The following is a 16,675-nucleotide window of genomic DNA, read 5'->3' on the forward strand; positions in this document are numbered from 1 at the left end:
CCATTACCCCTCTAGTTGCTTGACCGCGTCGTCAGGCTCGAGACCGACGAAGTTGAAGAATCGGTCCTGCGGCAGCCGGGGAATGGAGAACATCCGGGCCCTCATGATCGCTTCGTCGAAGCGCTGTCTCTCATTCATGGCCCGACGCGTGCGGGGGCCCTGAGTGGTGTCGATCTCCGGGGCGCGGGGAATGGTGGGTACCGCGGCTGACTTCACCGCGGTATCCGCGGGCTTCGCCTCCTCGGTAGCGGCGGGCTCTTCAGCGGGCGCCTCTTCTTCCGTCGCGGCTGGCTTTTCCTCGGCCTCGTCCGTATCCTCCGCGGCATCCTCTTCGGGTTTAGCTTCGTCTTCGCCGCCTTCGGCCGCTTCTTCGTCACCGCCCTCGGCAGTTTCTTCCTCGGCGGCGGGTTCTTCGGATGTCGCTTCGTCGGCAGCCGGCTCGTCGGCTTCCTCTCCCTCTGCCGATTCTCCTTCGCCCTCCGCAGGCGTCTCTTCGGCTGATTCTTCGTCAGAGGGTTCTTCCTCTGTGGATTCTTCCGCGGCGCTGTCTCCCTCTTCGGCCGCGGCCTCACCTTCATCACCAGCCTTCTCGGGTTCGGCTTCCGCGGGGGCCTCAGGCTCCGCTTCTTCCGCCGGCGCGATCTCCTCCGGCTCGGCAACGCCGATTAACGGCGGCTCTTGACCGACGACGACGTAGTCCGTCGTGGGATCGACGCGATCCACCACCTCGCCGCCAAAACGGCGCACCAGGGCGGCGATCGCCTCGTTGCCCATGGCATCGACATTGCCGTCGAAGTCGATGTCAAACTGGCCGACAATGCAGAATCGCTGCTTCTTGTCATGATCACGACTGAGAACGATGTTGCCGACGATGTCGCCTTCTAGGATCGGATCATCGGGCGAGGGCCGGGCTGTCACGCGGCACTCAGCGGTGCGTCGGCCGACGCTGACGACCTCAATGTTGGCCTTGCCCCGGCCGTCGGCGGGGACGCGTTCATCCTCGGAGTACACGCTGAAGGTCAGGCCGAGCGTGACATTGTCTTCCTTACCCAGATCGATATGGACGAGGGAGTCACCGGGCAGGGCCCGCAAGACGCGCCCGACGCCGTTGCGGGCGATGGCCAGTTCCTGGGCCGTCGCCGGTCCCGGGCCGCGCAGCGTTGAGATTGCCTCGCGCTGCTCATCCAGAAGCCGGTCACGATGCCCCAGCTCGTTCGCGAGTTTGCGGCGCATGTCGACCTGCTCCCGGCGCATCGCGTCGATGGCGTCCTGCTTGGCGCCGATTTGCGAGGCCAGCGCCTGCGTCTCGCCGGACTTGAGATTCTCGAATTCCGACTTGGCCGCCTGGAGTTCCTCCACTTTGGTCCGCATCTTGGCGAGGTCGGCGCTGATTTTCTTGGTGAGATCCTCGTTCGCCGCGCGGGCCGCATCCAGATCGCCGCTGGCCCGGGCGAGGTCCGCTTCGGCCTTTTCGCGAGCCGTCTTTTCGTCGGCGTAGAGCTGGTGGAGGTAATCGATGATCGCGACCGCGCCGAAATCGGACGAGATCTTCTCCGGATCGGCGACCTTGCCGGATGCGCTGATCTTCGCCAGCGCGGCGTCCAACTTGCCGCGGGCCGCCGTGGGCGAATCGTTCTCATTGCCGGTCATTCCGCGGCAGACCAGCGCGATACCCTTGTTCATTTCGCCGACGAGTGTCTTGTTGACGCCGCCCGCGTCGGGGAACATCTGCTTGGCCTTCGCTTCATCGCCGCCCGTGGCCAGTCGCTTCTTGGCGGCCGTGGCCTGCTCGGCGTTCGTGCGAAGTTGTTCCTGCTGGGTGATGAGCCAGATCAGGCCTCCAAGCAGCAGAACCGCGACCAGGATGGAAACGACCATGCCGATCGTGGTCGCGTTGGAACCGCCGCGTTGCTGGGGTACTGCGCCCGCCATGCGCTACTCCTTCAAGGAACCTGCTCCCTCGCCGTCGAGGATTCACCGCCTAATAGCCGGTGCCACAAGGGAAGATCGGCTATGAGCGGGCATCCATCTAGGCTGAGCCTGAGCCTCGCCGTGGGTGGGTACCGTCCGGTATGACCGTAGGGACGCTGGGTCGGCGACGCACATATAAGTATCTGCGAATGGCGGCCCAATGTCAACGGGGAAGGGGGGTTAACCTTCGGAAGGGTTAGGTCTCGGAGAGCCCCGAGTCCGCAAAGAAGGGGGAGAGTCGAGAGCCCCTGGCGCCTTTATCGACCCCGGCGTCGCGCCTTCCGGACGGGGGATTTTCCAATTGCGAGCGGTCCCGCCGGATGGAATTTCGCTGATAAGGACGGGCGGCTAGCCCTTGCGCTCTCCGGTTTCTACGACTTAAGGTGCCAGGCTCGCGCATGGATCGAGATCGACCAGTACCAGGGTGGACCACGCCGCGCAGAAGTCCTGGATGGGCTTCACGATGGCGTTGATCTCGGACTCGATGACCGGGCGAACGACCAATTCGGCAAGTTCGTCGCCTTCGGAGGCGAAGGCGACCAGGACGTCAATGAGTTCCGGCAGAAAATTGATCAGGAAGAGAAACTCCTCGCAATCCGCGGTGACCTGCTCGCAGTCGCTCTGGCCATCGGCAGCGAGATCGAAGCGCTTCGAGCGCCCGGTGGCGTTGTCCGGATTGAAGGTAACAGTGTCGCCGCCGGCCCCGACAATGTTGAACGTGAGGGTGATATCGCCGTTGGCGCCGGGGCTGAACAGGAAGGTGGAGCCGCCGGCCGTGGTCACCATGTTGATCTGGCCGTTGGCGATGTCGTACGTCGTACCGTCGCTGACCACGATCCGCGAGAGATTGCCGTTGGCATCCTTCAGGATCTGGTAGGTCGCGCCGTTGGCGGACAGGGACCCGATGACGTTGCCCGAGCCCGGGACAAACGTCGGCGAGGTCGAACACGAAACGACCGTCGTCACGAGTACCAGGACTAAGCCTCGCCCCCAATTCCTCATACTCGACCGGTTCAAACGTTCAGTACACTTGGTCATTTTCGATTCTCCCATGGCCTCGGCCGGGGACGGACCCCCGCTTGCCCGATGTACCCGGCCAATGCCGGTCTCTCACACCAAATCTGAGATATTCGCCGGAAAAAAAATCGGACCCCCTCAGGGCCGACCGGGGGTGTCGAACTTGATGAATTGACTCCCCATCCGCAGAATGAACCCCTTGGACCCTAAACACGATCTTCGGGGACCGACATGACCCTCCCGCAGGTGCCAACCCTGATCCTCGGCCTGACGGTGACGGCGTACTGGATGTACGTCGGCCGGATGGTTCGGCGCGTCCGTCAGAATGCGGGAAACGTTAAGAAAGTGCTGGTTCCGGCGCAGCGGCGCGAAAAGTTGATGTGGATCGTCTGGGTGCCGCTCATTCTTCTCTGGTTCACGACGCCGCTCAAGGTGGCGTTGGGCTACGGCGGCCGTTACGACGAAATCGTCATTTCGCCGTTCTGGGCGGCCAGCAACGCCGTCCTGGTAGTCCGCTTTATTGCCGCGGTGATCGCCCTGGGCTGCCTCGGGCTTTCCATCGTGACCTGGCGGCACATGGGCGAACAGTGGCGGATGGGGATCGACCCGACACAGAAAATCAGGCTCCTCGTCGACGGCCCGTTCGCCAGAATCCGCCATCCGATCTACTCACTCAGCATCCTTCTGATGTTGTGTTCGGTCGTCATCCTGCCGAGTCCGACGATGTTCGTCCTCGCAGCCGTTCACATCCTGCTCATGCACATCAAGGCGGGAAACGAAGAACGTTTCCTCCTGGAGACGCAGGGCCGGACCTACGCCGAGTATTGTCGAAAGACCGGCCGATTTGTTCCCTTCATCCGCCATAGCGGGCCAGCGCATGTGCCTCACATGGATGGCAGCGAGACGAGTCCTGACTCGCCGATCCGCGCCTGGAAGGCGGGCGGCATCTACCCCTTTCGATTGAACATGTTTCAGCAGGCGATGCTGCACTGGGACCGGCTGCACCCGTACAACGCCGTTCATGCCGTGCGGGTCAACGGCCCCGCAAACGTCGAAAAACTCCGTCACGCGGCGTGGGAAGTGGCGAAGAATGCGGGCCTGGGGGAGTTCGCCGTCAACGCTTTGCACACGAAGTATGAGTACCGGCCGCTGCAACACGTTCGCGTTCAGGAATTCGCCCCTGGCCGTTCGGACGAACAGCGGCTGGACGAACTTGTCGCGGAAGAGCTCAACACGCCGTTTCATGGGGAGATGCATCATCCCGTCCGCTGGACGGTCTTCAATGAATCGGCCGGCGAGGGGCATTACGTCATCCTCTGTTATCACCACGTCATCGCAGATGCCTACGGAATCGAGCGCATCTTCGCGGCCGTGTTGCATCGCTATCTCAATGTGTCCGGCGCCGGTGACGAAAGACCGCTGACAACCCGACTGACGCGCCTCGATCGTTCGCTGCGACCGAAGGCCGGCATTCTGGACTATGTAATCGGCCAGATTCGGCTCAATAATCGCCATCGCCAAATGCGCAGGGCCCACAAGATGCCCGACGAGCGGCTCGGCGGCGATGCGACCGCCGTGGCGATACGGACCGCCCCAGACCGGCTTCTGGAGCGGCTGTCGGCGGGGTGCAAGCGGCGCGGCGTCGGCGTGAACGATGCCCTGATTGCCGCCCTGGCCTCCACGATCGCCGAGCAAACGCCGGACCGCCATACCAGCCGACGTCGTCGGCATTTAACGATGGCCACGGTCGTCGGCGCCCGCAAGCACCTGCCCGCTGAACAGGCCGACGACTTCGGCGTCTGCCTGACGAGCATCGTGGCCGTGTTACGCAAGCCGGATGTGTCAATGGACGAATTGGTCCGCGACGTGGCCCGCCAGACCCGCGTGCTGAAGGAACGTCCATCGCGCGCGTCCGCGGAAACGACCCTTCGCTATTTCGCCGTCCGCTGGATGTGGCGGCTCGCGGCGCTCAAGCACGAGCGGCGCGGCTATCGCCGCGTGTTCCCGATCTGCGGCGCGGTCAGTTCTGTTTACGTTGACGATAAGCGATTTGCCGAACTCGCGCTGCAGGTGGCCCGCTACGTCCGCGCCTGCCCCTGCGGGCCCGCCTTTCCTCTGATACTCGCGCCGACCATGTTGCGAGGAAGTTTGGAACTTGGGTTGACGTATCGAATTTCGTGCCGGACGCGTCCACAAGCCGAGGCGCTGCTTGACGGAATCGTGTCGCGACTTGAGTCACTTGCCGATCTCGAAGCGGCAAGCGGGCCCGCGCCCGAATTGGTGCCGTCCGAGACATCCGCGCAGCGCATAAGTGCGGCCATTGTAGAACACTAGTCCCTATCCATAAGTGTTGATCCCGTTAGGCAATAGTCGAATTGCTGGTCGTACTTTTTCGGACCTCGGGAGGCGGGATTGACATGAACCGGTAGCCTGCCAAAAACTATCCAGAGGGCGTGGGTGGCGCGACCGGCTCTTGGACCGGGCACCACGCCGAAGATTTTCGATTCTTAGAGGGTTTGGGGTGATGGATCGCCCGCCTCGAGTGAGGAGCGAGGATGGAGCGGTTGTTTCGATTCCTGCCAGGGCTCGCCTTGGCCGTGGTGATATTGACGTATGTCTCGGGCTGCGGAGCCGGGACGACCGGTTCCGATGACGCAGTGCCGGATTCCTGCGCGAGGGGGTCTGCGGTCCCTTATCAGCCGTCGATCATGCCGTCTCGAACGGCCACAGATCCCATGCGGGTCTATCTCCTGCACGGTTTGTACGACACCTATTCGCTCGGGCTGGATCAGTTGGCGGAAAAACTGAACGATCTGAATATCCCCTCTTCGATCATCGGCTGGTATGAACGCGACGTCGCGCTCACCATCATCTCCGAGGCCTACGCCGATCGGCCGAACGGCACCACCGTGGTCTTGATGGGGCACAGCTACGGTGCGGATGACGCCATCACCTTGGCCGAGAAGCTGGGCGAAGAAGGTATCCCGGTTGAATTGCTATTTCTCTTTGATGCGACGACGCCCAAGCCTGTTCCGGCCAACGTCGCGCGGTGCGTCCATCTCTTGACTCCGTCCCTGGAGGGATATTTGTTTCCGTGGTTCTTCGCGGGCAATCCCGTGGAAGCCGCGGTTGGCAACACCCATACCCAGGTCTTGAACGTGCCCTTTACGGCCGAGAAGTTCGGGGCCGCCGCATTGGGCTGTGTCAATCACTACAGCATTGATGTGAACATCGCGGCGCACAACCTGGCCATACAGGAGGTGTTCCGCTGCATTGATCCCGTGTCCTACCCAGACCCCTCCGCGGCCCTGGCAGTGCCGCCCTAGGACTAATGGGTCAATTCGCGCTCGCGCACTCAGTATCTGAGTTGACAGCCGGCGGTGATCGCAACATCGGCTAACCGCGATAATCCTGCCGCGAAGGCTCGTATTGGCGTCCCGTCGGTGATTATGGATCTATTGACCGATTCATTTATCAAATCCGAGTTGGCCCGGGCCTGGCGAGAGTCGGACTTGGACGAGCCGGTCAACCGCCATGAAGAAGGCGGATACATCGTAATGAACGACGAGGGTGCCTGGGCGGTCGAACGATCGCCGCCCGGCGGTCAATCTCGAGTCGTCCCGCCGCCTCTCGATGCGAGTCAACGCTATAATGGAATGCGGGTGGTCGGCACTTTTCACACCCACCCCAATCCACTGATTGACGAATTGGGGCGAGAATGGGAACAAGCGCCAAGTGAGTCTGATCGCCGTTGGCATCGGCGACGTGGGATTCGAGGCTTTGTAATTAGCCGCTCGATGGTGTATGAAATCGAGCCGACCGGCGCGATTATCGAACGTGGAGAAAGAGAAAAGGTTCTATAGATTCATGCCACTTCTTCTCAATCCGCTACTCGACGCTTTGAAGGCTGCCCGCAACGCCGCCTCGGACGTCGTCCATCTCGATGACGAGGTGAGCGTGGACGACCAAGGGGATCAATGGGTCTTCGAATTCACTCCGACCGACGACACCCTCGGCGGCGGCGCGAGAGTCACTATTGCCAAGGATGATTTGCGAATTCTCAACGTCGTCCGCAGCCAATAGTCGCTTCGTACAATAGGACTATGCGCCCACGCCTACGCCAACGACTCTTCTACTGGTACATCCGAATTCGGTGTTGGCGGCAAAGGGAAGTGCTCTTGCCGGGGTCGGTACTACACCCGAATCGCCCTGAACTCATGTTGCATCGGGCGATATCCCGGGCGGAAAAGCGTGCGGGCGGTAGACTGCCGGGGGCTTTTAGGATCACACCGGAGAATGTTCTTGACCATTGCGATTATTGGGGCGATGAGTTTGATGGTCCGTTCGCGCAGTTGGTCGAATCCTATTCGCCATCGCACAAGCTCGATAGCGCAGGAATGTGGTCGGCAATACCGGAATATGTCCGAGCCCTCCCGCCGAGACCCCTGGAAGTCCGAAACACCAACATCAAGAAACCTACTTCACCGGGCGACCTTAAGTGGACGGTCAGTTTCCGACTCGTATCACCAACCGAGATTGAATGCCATTACAGCGCTCCACCATCGTCCGCGTCATAGCGGTTACGATAACCGCCCATGGACCGCAAAACCCTCTACCTCATCGACGGTCACTCCCAAATCTACCGGGCCTACTACGCCCCGTTTCGGGCATTAACCTCTCCCAAAGGCGAGCCGACTCGGGCGGTTCATGTCTTCACGCAGATGCTGCTCGGCCTCCTGCGCGACCGCAAGCCGGACTATCTGATTATGACGATGGACGTGGCGGACGAAACCGTCTTTCGCGTCGACATCGACAAGGAATACAAGGCCAACCGCCAGCCGTCGCCAGAAGACCTCCCGCCGCAGATCGATCGGATCGTGACGGTCATGGAGGCGATGAAGGTGCCGATCCTGCGAAAGCAGGGATTCGAGGCGGACGATCTGATCGCGACGGTCTGCCGCCGGTTCGCGGACGCCGATCTGGACATATACATCGTCAGCAAGGACAAGGATCTCGACCAACTCGTCGGAAAGCGCGTCCGGCTCTACGACCCTGCGAAGGATCGCGTCCTCGACGCGGCGGCGATCCTCGAAGAGAAGGGCTACGGGCCGGACAAGGCCGTCGAGGCCCAGATGCTCATCGGCGACAGCACCGACAACATCAAGGGCGTGACCGGCGTCGGGCCGAAAAAGGCCGCGCAGCTCCTGCAACAATACGGATCGGTCGCGGCGATCATCGATCATGCCGACGAGCTAAGCCCCAAGCTCCGCGAGAACATGCTGGAGTTCCGCGCCCGTATGGAGGTGGTGCGGCAGCTCGTGACGCTCAAGAACGATGTTGAGATCGACTTCGACCTCGCCGCCGCCGCCGTCTGCGAATTCACGCCGTCCGCCGCGGTTCCGATCCTCCGCGAACTCGGCCTAAACACGCTGCTGGAGCGCATCCTCGCCGGTGTCTGCGATGAAAAACAGCAGGCGGAGGCCACGACCCAGGTTCCCGCCATTCCCGCGACGCTTTTCGAGGCTCAGCAGCAGGAGGCCCCAGTTCGACCCAGCGCGCAGGCCGACTACCGGCTCGTGGACACCGCCGAGGCCCTCGCCGATCTCGCCAGGCGAATGTCCAAACTCAAGGCCTTCGCCTTCGATTCCGAATCGACCGGCCTCACGCCTGCGGATTCGCAGCTTGTCGGCATCAGCCTCTCCTGGGAGCCGGCGACCGGCTGGTATATCCCCGTTCGTGGAATCGGCGGCGTAGTGTCCGAGGAAGCTGTCCGTCGGCATCTCGGGCCGGTCTTTGCGAATCCAAACATCAAGAAGTCCGGTCAGAATCTGAAGTTCGACGTGGGGATGCTGGCCACGATCGGCATCGAGGTCGCCGGCATCGACTTTGACACGATGCTCGCCAGTTTCGTCCTCGATTCCTCACGGCGATCGCATGGGATCGACGCCCTCGCGCTTGATCTCCTGAACTACCGCAAGATCACCACCGAGGAAATGATCGGCAGGGGCCGCCAGCAAGTCACTTTTGACCAACTCTCCACGCAGCGGGTCTGCGAATACGCCTGCGAGGACGCCGACATCGCCTGGCGGCTTCACGAATCCTTCGAGCGGCAATTGACCGACCCTGAACTACGGTCGCTCTTTCGCGATCTCGAAATGCCGCTGATCGAGGTGCTGGCGCGAATGGAACAGCGCGGCGTCGCCGTCGACACGGAAATTCTCGCCCGACTGAGCAATCAAATGGCCGACCGCATGACTTCCCTACGCGACGAGATACATGCCGCCGCCGGTCATCCCTTCAATCTCGATTCGACCAAGCAACTGGCGGACGTGCTCTTCGACGAGCGAAAGCTGCCGATCATCCGGCGCACGAAGACTGGTCGGTCCACGGACGCCGAAGTCCTCGAAGCCCTGGCCACGCAGACCAACGATCCTATTCCCAAACTTCTCCTCGAGTATCGCGAAATCGCCAAGCTCAAGGGTACCTACGTCGATGCCCTGCCGGACATGATCTCTCGTCGCACCGGTCGCATTCATCCGAGCTTTAATCAAATCGGCGCCGTGACAGGGCGGCTCTCGTGCAGCGATCCCAACTTGCAGAACATCCCGATCCGCACGCCGCTGGGGGCGCAAATTCGCCGGGCCTTCGTTCCCGGTAATCCTGACAGCGTCCTGCTCAAGGCCGATTACTCGCAGATCGAACTGCGCGTCCTCGCGCACTTGTCCGGGGACAAAATACTGGCTTCCGCCTTCCGCGAGGACCAGGACATCCACGCCTTCGTCGCGGCGCAATTGGAGGGAATCCCAATCGACCAGGTGACCAGCGCCCAGCGGGCCAGTGCCAAGACGGTCAACTTCGGAATCGTCTATGGCCAATCCGCCTTCGGACTCGCCCGACAGACCGGTATGTCCCAGGCCCACGCCAAGGCCTTCATCGAACGATACTTTCAGCGTTACCCAAGAATCCGCGACTTCCTCGACGAGTGCATTGCTCACGCCAAGCGCCACGGTTACGTCAAGACCATCCTCGGCCGCCGTCGGGCCATCCCTGATATCGATTCGCGTAACCCGGGCGTCCGCAACGCGGCGGAGCGGTTCGCCGTCAATACCGTCGTACAGGGTTCGGCGGCGGACTTGATCAAGCGGGCGATGATCAACATCGATCGCCGAATTCAGGCGGAAAAACGACCCCTGAAAATGCTGATTCAGGTGCATGACGAACTGGTTTTTGAGACCCCCCGAGTAGAGGTGGAAAAGCAGGCTGAAATGGTCTCCCGGGAAATGTCCCAGGCGATCGAAATGTCTGTCCCTATTGGAGTTGACGTCGCCTGGGGGCCGAATTGGCTGGATGTGAAATGATCAACCCGAGGGTGGTTGCAAGAACTCCGCAATTCGTAGATACTGTTCCCCTGTCTTGTGAATGTGCAACAAGGGTGGGCTCATAGAGATTACACGAGGAGCGTGAGTTATGTTTCCTTTTAACCTGCTTGGCGGCGGTTTGGGCGGCGGATTGGGTGGCTTCTTCCCGATCTACGGCATCCTGTTCGTTATCAATCTGGTCTGGACGCTCTTTACGGGCGGAGCGGACCTAGACCCGAACACGCCGATGTGACCGTTCTGACACCGGCCATTAGCCGGTGCGGACCGCGGCATTCTACTTCCAGCGGCGCAGGTCGCGCATTCGTAGTATGCGCTTCGCGCTGATCGCCAAATCGTCGCCCTGAACAATCGGAAACCACGCCGAGCCGGTGGGGGGTTGGATCAGGTGGAAGGTCTGCGCCGGCGTACCCGCGTCGCCTAATAGAACGGCAACTTCTCCGCGCGCGCTCGTCGCAACATCGACGACGAGCAGGGAGCACGCATTCTTCCCCGGTCGCAGGAAGACATCACCGGGTGCGATCGATCCGTCCTCGACCGCCCGCGTGTCGTCAAAGACGCTGTACACCGAGCAATATTGAAAAATCGTCTCCAGGTAGCTGCAAAAACTCTCGCGGCTCCCATCGGGTTCCGCCATCGGCGCGAAGGCCACGGTCTTCCCGCTGACGTTCGGCCGCCGCCCCTCGGCCCACTGACCCCACGCTGCGAGGTGGCCGCTCGTAAAATGAAAACCGAGGTCCGCCAGGCGTTTCGTCGCCCAGCAATACTCCGCGCGCAGCCGGACGAGCATGTTGGGTCCCGCCAGAGCCTTCTCGGTCCGAGGTTGCAACAGGATGACGGCCGCCAACTCTGAATCGCCGGGACTCATGACGAGCTTTCGCTTGCCCGTGGTCACCGGCGTGCCTTCGGGCGCGACGGGCAGGTTCCTCAACCAGGCCGCGAAACTCCCCGCGGGCGCGGGGATTCGGGAAAAGCCCTCGGGAGTGGGAATCCTCTCGATAAGCGGGACGTACTTGGCGGCCTCGCGCTTCGTAAGCCACGCATAGGGGGCCGGGCCGCGCGCCGCCGGCTGATCGATCGGGGAGATCGTCTCCGGCGACGACCGGATGCTCTGGAGCGAAGTAGGCGATGAAGTTCGCCGTGCCCCGAGGAGGACGATGGCGATGGCGACGACGGCGCCGATCGAACGGATCCATCGCCGGCGGCGATTGGGCAAGGAGGTGGCGGGATTCGGTGCGGCCGCATCCATGTGGCCGGGGACATCGTCCATGAAGAGGTGGTTTAGCAAGAGGCGGCTCCAATGGCAATGGGCGGCGAGCGGCCCTGCATTCCTTTCAAAACGAAGTGACTACGGGGCGTCGGTTCGCTTCACGGTTTCCGGCTCTCCCGCGAGCGGCCCGACCGGCGGCGGCGGGGCTTCCGAAGGCTCCGGCGACGTGGCGGCGGCCAGATGCGCGACCCGGCGAAGCTGGCCCTCCGCGCCCGGACAGTTGGGATTGATGGCCAGGGCCTCGCGCAGCGAGTGTTCCGCACCGGCATAGTCGCGCTTCTGGAGGCAGACCATCGCCACGTTGTAATGAGCGGCGTCCGCGGCGACGACCCGGCTGAACTCGATCACGCTTTCTTCGAGCCGTCCCAGTTGGGCCAGCACAATGGCGAGGTTCATCCGCGCCCGCTGAAAATCCTGCGACCGAACCAGGGCGTCGCGATACGCCTGTTCCGCTTCCGGCAGCCGCTTCTGCGCCTGATAGCAATAGCCGAGATTGTTAAGAAGGGCGGCCGACGTCGGATCGGCACCGGCTCCCTGGCGGAAGATGTTCTCCGCGTCGGCGAAACGCCCGAGCTTCTGATAGACGATGCCGAGTCGGTTGTACCCGACCGCCGCCCGCGGACTCGAGGCGATCGCGCGCTCGTATTGCGCAATCGCGCCGGTCAGGTCACCTTGCTTTTCCAGCATTTTGCCGGCGGCGATGTGCGTGTCCGACATAATCGTCGGCGGAGGGGCCGGCTTGGCGGAGTCCGCCTTGCGCGACTTCTCCTCTTCCATGCCGGTCTGCGCGACGCGCTCCTCCTTGTCGAGCGCGCAGCCCACGATACTTGCCAGGCCCAGCGTCATTGGTAGGAAAAAGAGTCGGCCGGGCACGGGTCAATCTCCTTGTTTCTCAAAGGCTTTGTTCTCGTTGAGGTAGTAAGCATTCTTTCGTGGCTCCGCCTGTTGGGCCACGGCAGCGCCCTCGCTCGCTTCTTTGTTGCTCATTCCCCGGCCGCCCGCCGGGCCGACCAGGACATCAACCGGTTGGCCGCCCGGACAGGCCTGCGCCAGGAAGTCCCGCGCCGCTTGGAGCCGCGCATCCAGGAGCTTGGGATCATTCATCGCCGTGTCGTAGTTGAGCGTTCCCCCGCGCGCGGCCAGCAACTCGGCGTACCGCTCCAGCCGGGCCTCGCCCACGCCGGAAAGGCACGTCGAATGGGGCACAAAATGGATGTCGGCGATGGACATGTCCGCCAGCATGCCCTGATCGTTGTGGTACGTGTAGTAGTCCGTCCACGTCGGATGACACGGGGCTTCGCCCTGCGGCGGCGAATTGAGCCGCGTGTACTCGTTTGCCGCGCAGCCGCATGCCGCGCACAGCCCCAGCGCGGCCAACCAGGGGATTCCCGAAACCGTCGTTTTCATGTCTTGCTCCCGGCGCAATTGGGGGACCGACCTTCGGCGGCGCGTGGGCACTTCCTCTGTATCTATCGGCGATAGGGCCACGGTACGGCCATGCGTAAGCACGAAGCCCTCTCGCGACGCGCAGTACCAGCCTGTTGACCGCACTCACCGGATCGCTAAGCTCTGCCGGATGTCGCACCCCTATATGCCCGACAAGGATCCCGTCGAGACGAACGAATGGCTGGAGTCGCTGGAGGCGGTCGTCGCCGAACAGGGCCCGGACCGTGCGCAGTTTCTGCTCGCCGCGCTGCGCGATTGGGCACACGCCCACGGCATGCCCGTCCCGCACAGCATCAACACGCCCTACATCAATACGATCCCCGTTTCCCATCAGCCCCCGTATCCCGGAGATCGCGAGATCGAACGTCGCTTGAAGAGCATCCTCCGATGGAATGCGATGGCCCTTGTCGTAAGGGCCAACCGCCGCTCGCCCGGCATCGGCGGTCACATCTCGACGTACGCCAGCGCCGCCACGCTATTGGAAGTGGGCTGGAACCACTTCTTTCGGGCCAACACCGCCGAGCGGCCCGGCGACCAGATTTACTTTCAGGGACACTCGTCGCCCGGCATCTACGCGCGGGCATATCTGCTGGGTCGCCTCTCCACCACGCAGATGCACAACTTCCGCCGCGAACTCAGCCCCGGCGGCGGTCTATCCAGTTATCCCCACCCTTGGCTCATGCCCGATTTCTGGGAATTCCCCACGGTCTCCATGGGTCTCGGGCCCCTCAGCGCGATTTACCAGGCGCGGTTCAATCGTTATCTCCACGACCGCGGGCTGGCCAACACCGAGGACTGCCGCGTGTGGGCCTTTCTCGGCGACGGCGAGATGGACGAGCCCGAAAGCATGGGCGCGATCACCCTCGCCTCGCGTGAGGAGCTGGACAATCTCACCTTCGTCGTGAACTGCAACCTCCAGCGCCTCGACGGCCCGGTACGAGGCAACGGAAGCATCGTCCAGGAACTCGAAGCCGCCTTCCTCGGCGCCGGCTGGAACGTCATCAAAGTCCTCTGGGGCGACGATTGGGACCCGCTTTTCGCGGCGGATACCGAGCGTGCATTGCCGGCGCGGATGACCGGTGTAGTGGATGGTCAGTGGCAGAGGTACAGCGTCGCGGAGGGAAAATACATCCGCGAGCATTTCTTCGGCGCCGATCCGAGATTGGCGAAGATTGTTGAGGACATGACCGACGCGCAGCTCGAAAAGCTCCGCCTCGGCGGACACGACCCCGCCAAGGTCTACGCCGCCTACAAGGCCGCCACGCAGCGCAATGGCAAGCCGACCGTCATCCTCGCCCGCACGATCAAGGGCTACGGCCTGGGCGAGGCCGGTGAAGGCAAGAACATCACCCACCAGCAGAAGAAGCTGAACGAAAAGGAGATGCAGGAGTTCCGCGACCGGTTCGAGATTCCGCTCTCCGATAAGGAACTCCGCGACGCGCCGTTCTATCGCCCGCCCGACGACAGCCCCGAGATCGCGTACCTCCGCGAGCGCCGCGCCGCCCTCGGCGGTTACATCCCCCGCCGAATCGTTCGCGCGCAACCGATCCAGGCCCCCTCCGACAAGGCCTATGAGGAGTTCTACAGAGGCAGCGGCGACCGCCCGGTCAGTACCACGATGGCCTTCGTCCGCATGTTGGCCCGGCTCCTGGAGCACAAGCGGATCGGCAAGCTGATCGTCCCCATCGTCCCCGACGAATCGCGGACCTTTGGCATGGACGCCCTCTTCCAGAAGTACGGCATCTACGCCCACGGCGGTCAGAAGTACGAGCCCGTCGACCGCGCCATGCTCATGTACTACCGCGAGGAAAAGGACGGCCAGCTCTTGCAGGAGGGCATCACCGAGGCCGGCTCCATGGCCTCCTTCACCGCCGCCGGCTCCGCCTATGTCAGCCACGGCATCAACACCATCCCCTTCTTCGTCTTCTACTCCATGTTCGGCTTCCAGCGGATCGGCGACAGCATCTGGGCGCACGGCGACATCCGCGGCAAGGGCTTCCTCATGGGCGCCACCGCCGGCCGCACCACCCTCGCCGGCGAAGGCCTCCAGCATCAGGACGGTCACAGCCAACTTCTCGCGACGACGGTCCCGAACTGCCTCGCCTACGACCCCGCCTACGCCTACGAACTCGCGGTCATCATCCGCGATGGGATTAGGCGGATGTACGAGCAGCAGGACGACATTTTTTATTACCTGACGATCGGCAACGAGCCGTACGTCATGCCGCCGATGGTCGAGGGCGTGAGCGAGGGGATTCTGAAGGGCTTCTATCGCTTCAGTTGGGGCGAGCGCAAGCGCAACTGGCCGAAGGTGCATCTCTTCGGCAGCGGCTCGATATTGAACGAGGTCAAGCGGGCGCAGGAGATCCTGAGCGAGCGGTACAAAATCTCGGCGGATGTCTGGAGCGTCACGAGTTACCAGCAATTGCGCCGCGAGGCGCTGACCATCGAGCGCTGGAACCGCCTGCACCCCTCGGCCAAGCCGAAGAAATCCTATTTCCAGAAGATGCTCGCCGAGGACGCCTTTCCGATCATCGCCGCATCGGACTATATGAAGATCGTCCCCGACCAGGTCGCCCGCTGGGCCCCGGCCGGGTTCGTCCCGCTAGGCACCGACGGCTTCGGCCGAAGCGAGGCCCGCGAAGAACTCCGCCGCCACTTCGAGGTCGACGCCGAATCGATCGTGGTAGCGACCCTCCACACCCTCGCCCGCCGCGACGAAGTCCCCACCGCGACCGTCGAGGCCGCTATCAAAGAATTCGGACTGGAGCCGGACCGCGCTGATCCCGCCCGAGCGTAATCTGGATGCGTCTGGGTAATAGCGTCTCCTCTGTTCGACAATTGGGACGCGCGTCCCAGCCCGCCATAAGAAGGCCTTGGCGCGCGCCAGAGCCGTTTTATTGGCAAATCCCGATACGAACCTGCGACCGGAAAGGGTTTCACTAAATTGCGCTGAGTCGGGGCTTCCATGAAAGGCCCATCGGAATTGTCTTCCGGAGCACCACGATCCTCGCGGTCCTGCGGACGATCTGGCCCCGAGCGATGATATCCAACGTGAAGAAAACGCCAAAGCGCAAAAAGTCAAAATGGGGGAGGGAGCCGAGGAGATGTAGTGATTCGGCGAAGTGTTCACCATGAGGGTCACATGCCAAACAGTACCCACTCGTTTTTGTTATACATCCGAGAACTCCTCACGGTCCCTATGGTTGAGATCACGGTAAGCGACGTTCCAACAATCGGGAATCCTTGGACAATTGCCTCGGCTACGGCAATCGGCAGAGAAAAATATGTCATCCACTTGAGGCCAAGATTCCAGCGAGCCGAGCGGGGGATCGAGCGCTTAGCCCGCCTTATTTCCTCGCGGATCGCCTTCAACGAATTGTGATCTCCCATTACTAATTGCGCATGAAACTCGCGAAATTGCTCTCTAAACGCACGAAGGTGTGGATTCTTTCTTAGAGTCCCTAAAAGAACTTCATAAACAATGACGAAGAGTGCCGATAGCCAGGGTGTTGCAGGATGCGACGACACCGGGTGTCATGGAGGACACGCATATGGCCAAGCCTCTCGTCGACGACGGACTCTGGGCAATTGT

At 62.1% G+C, this 16,675-nt stretch carries 12 protein-coding genes; 7 read left to right on the forward strand and 5 right to left on the reverse strand.

The window, feature by feature from the left end; all coding sequences use genetic code 11:
• Positions 1-3: 3 nt before the first annotated feature.
• Both VJZ71_01310 and VJZ71_01315 read right to left on the reverse strand, forming a co-directional pair.
• Positions 4-1,932, reverse strand: a complete 1,929-nt coding sequence (locus VJZ71_01310; protein HKQ46687.1) for a hypothetical protein — start codon at positions 1,930-1,932, stop codon at positions 4-6.
• A gap of 417 nt (positions 1,933-2,349) precedes the next feature.
• The gene (locus VJZ71_01315; protein ID HKQ46688.1) at positions 2,350-3,009 is read right to left on the reverse strand and encodes a hypothetical protein; all 660 of its coding nucleotides are present in this window, start codon (positions 3,007-3,009) and stop codon (positions 2,350-2,352) included.
• A 210-nt stretch (positions 3,010-3,219) separates the two neighbouring features.
• On the opposite strand from VJZ71_01315, the gene VJZ71_01320 reads away from it, so the two are divergent.
• From VJZ71_01320 to VJZ71_01345, 6 genes are all read left to right on the forward strand, one after another.
• Positions 3,220-5,322, forward strand: coding sequence for a methyltransferase (locus VJZ71_01320; protein ID HKQ46689.1), 2,103 nt, complete (start codon positions 3,220-3,222; stop codon positions 5,320-5,322).
• A 221-nt stretch (positions 5,323-5,543) separates the two neighbouring features.
• Entirely contained in the window at positions 5,544-6,314 is a 771-nt protein-coding gene (locus VJZ71_01325; GenBank protein HKQ46690.1) for a hypothetical protein, read from the forward strand.
• Between the two features lie 132 nt (positions 6,315-6,446).
• Positions 6,447-6,851 (forward strand): DUF4329 domain-containing protein, encoded by a 405-nt coding sequence (locus VJZ71_01330; protein HKQ46691.1) that lies wholly within the window; start codon positions 6,447-6,449, stop codon positions 6,849-6,851.
• 4 nt (positions 6,852-6,855) lie between these two features.
• Positions 6,856-7,071 (forward strand): hypothetical protein, encoded by a 216-nt coding sequence (locus VJZ71_01335; protein ID HKQ46692.1) that lies wholly within the window; start codon positions 6,856-6,858, stop codon positions 7,069-7,071.
• A 512-nt stretch (positions 7,072-7,583) separates the two neighbouring features.
• Complete coding sequence (gene polA / locus VJZ71_01340) at positions 7,584-10,346, forward strand: DNA polymerase I (GenBank protein ID HKQ46693.1); 2,763 nt, start codon at positions 7,584-7,586, stop codon at positions 10,344-10,346.
• A gap of 109 nt (positions 10,347-10,455) precedes the next feature.
• Positions 10,456-10,599, forward strand: coding sequence for a hypothetical protein (locus VJZ71_01345; GenBank protein ID HKQ46694.1), 144 nt, complete (start codon positions 10,456-10,458; stop codon positions 10,597-10,599).
• A gap of 42 nt (positions 10,600-10,641) precedes the next feature.
• Here VJZ71_01345 and VJZ71_01350 read toward each other — a convergent pair whose 3' ends face one another.
• Genes VJZ71_01350 through VJZ71_01360 form a run of 3 tightly spaced genes read right to left on the reverse strand, consistent with a single transcriptional unit; the run spans position 10,642 to position 13,041 of the window.
• A complete protein-coding gene (locus tag VJZ71_01350) occupies positions 10,642-11,652 on the reverse strand; it encodes a DUF4846 domain-containing protein (GenBank protein HKQ46695.1) in 1,011 nt (336 codons plus the stop codon).
• 60 nt (positions 11,653-11,712) lie between these two features.
• Complete coding sequence (locus VJZ71_01355; protein HKQ46696.1) at positions 11,713-12,507, reverse strand: tetratricopeptide repeat protein; 795 nt, start codon at positions 12,505-12,507, stop codon at positions 11,713-11,715.
• Positions 12,508-12,510: 3 nt separating this feature from the next.
• Entirely contained in the window at positions 12,511-13,041 is a 531-nt protein-coding gene (locus VJZ71_01360; protein HKQ46697.1) for a hypothetical protein, read from the reverse strand.
• A 184-nt stretch (positions 13,042-13,225) separates the two neighbouring features.
• On the opposite strand from VJZ71_01360, the gene aceE reads away from it, so the two are divergent.
• Positions 13,226-15,880 carry a pyruvate dehydrogenase (acetyl-transferring), homodimeric type gene (gene aceE / locus VJZ71_01365; GenBank protein ID HKQ46698.1) on the forward strand — a complete coding sequence of 885 codons (2,655 nt, stop codon included), beginning with the start codon at positions 13,226-13,228 and terminating at the stop codon, positions 15,878-15,880.
• The last annotated feature ends 795 nt before the right edge of the window (positions 15,881-16,675 follow it).

It is taken from the genome of Phycisphaerae bacterium, assembly GCA_035275405.1.
GTDB lineage: Bacteria > Planctomycetota > Phycisphaerae > UBA1845 > UTPLA1 > DATEMU01.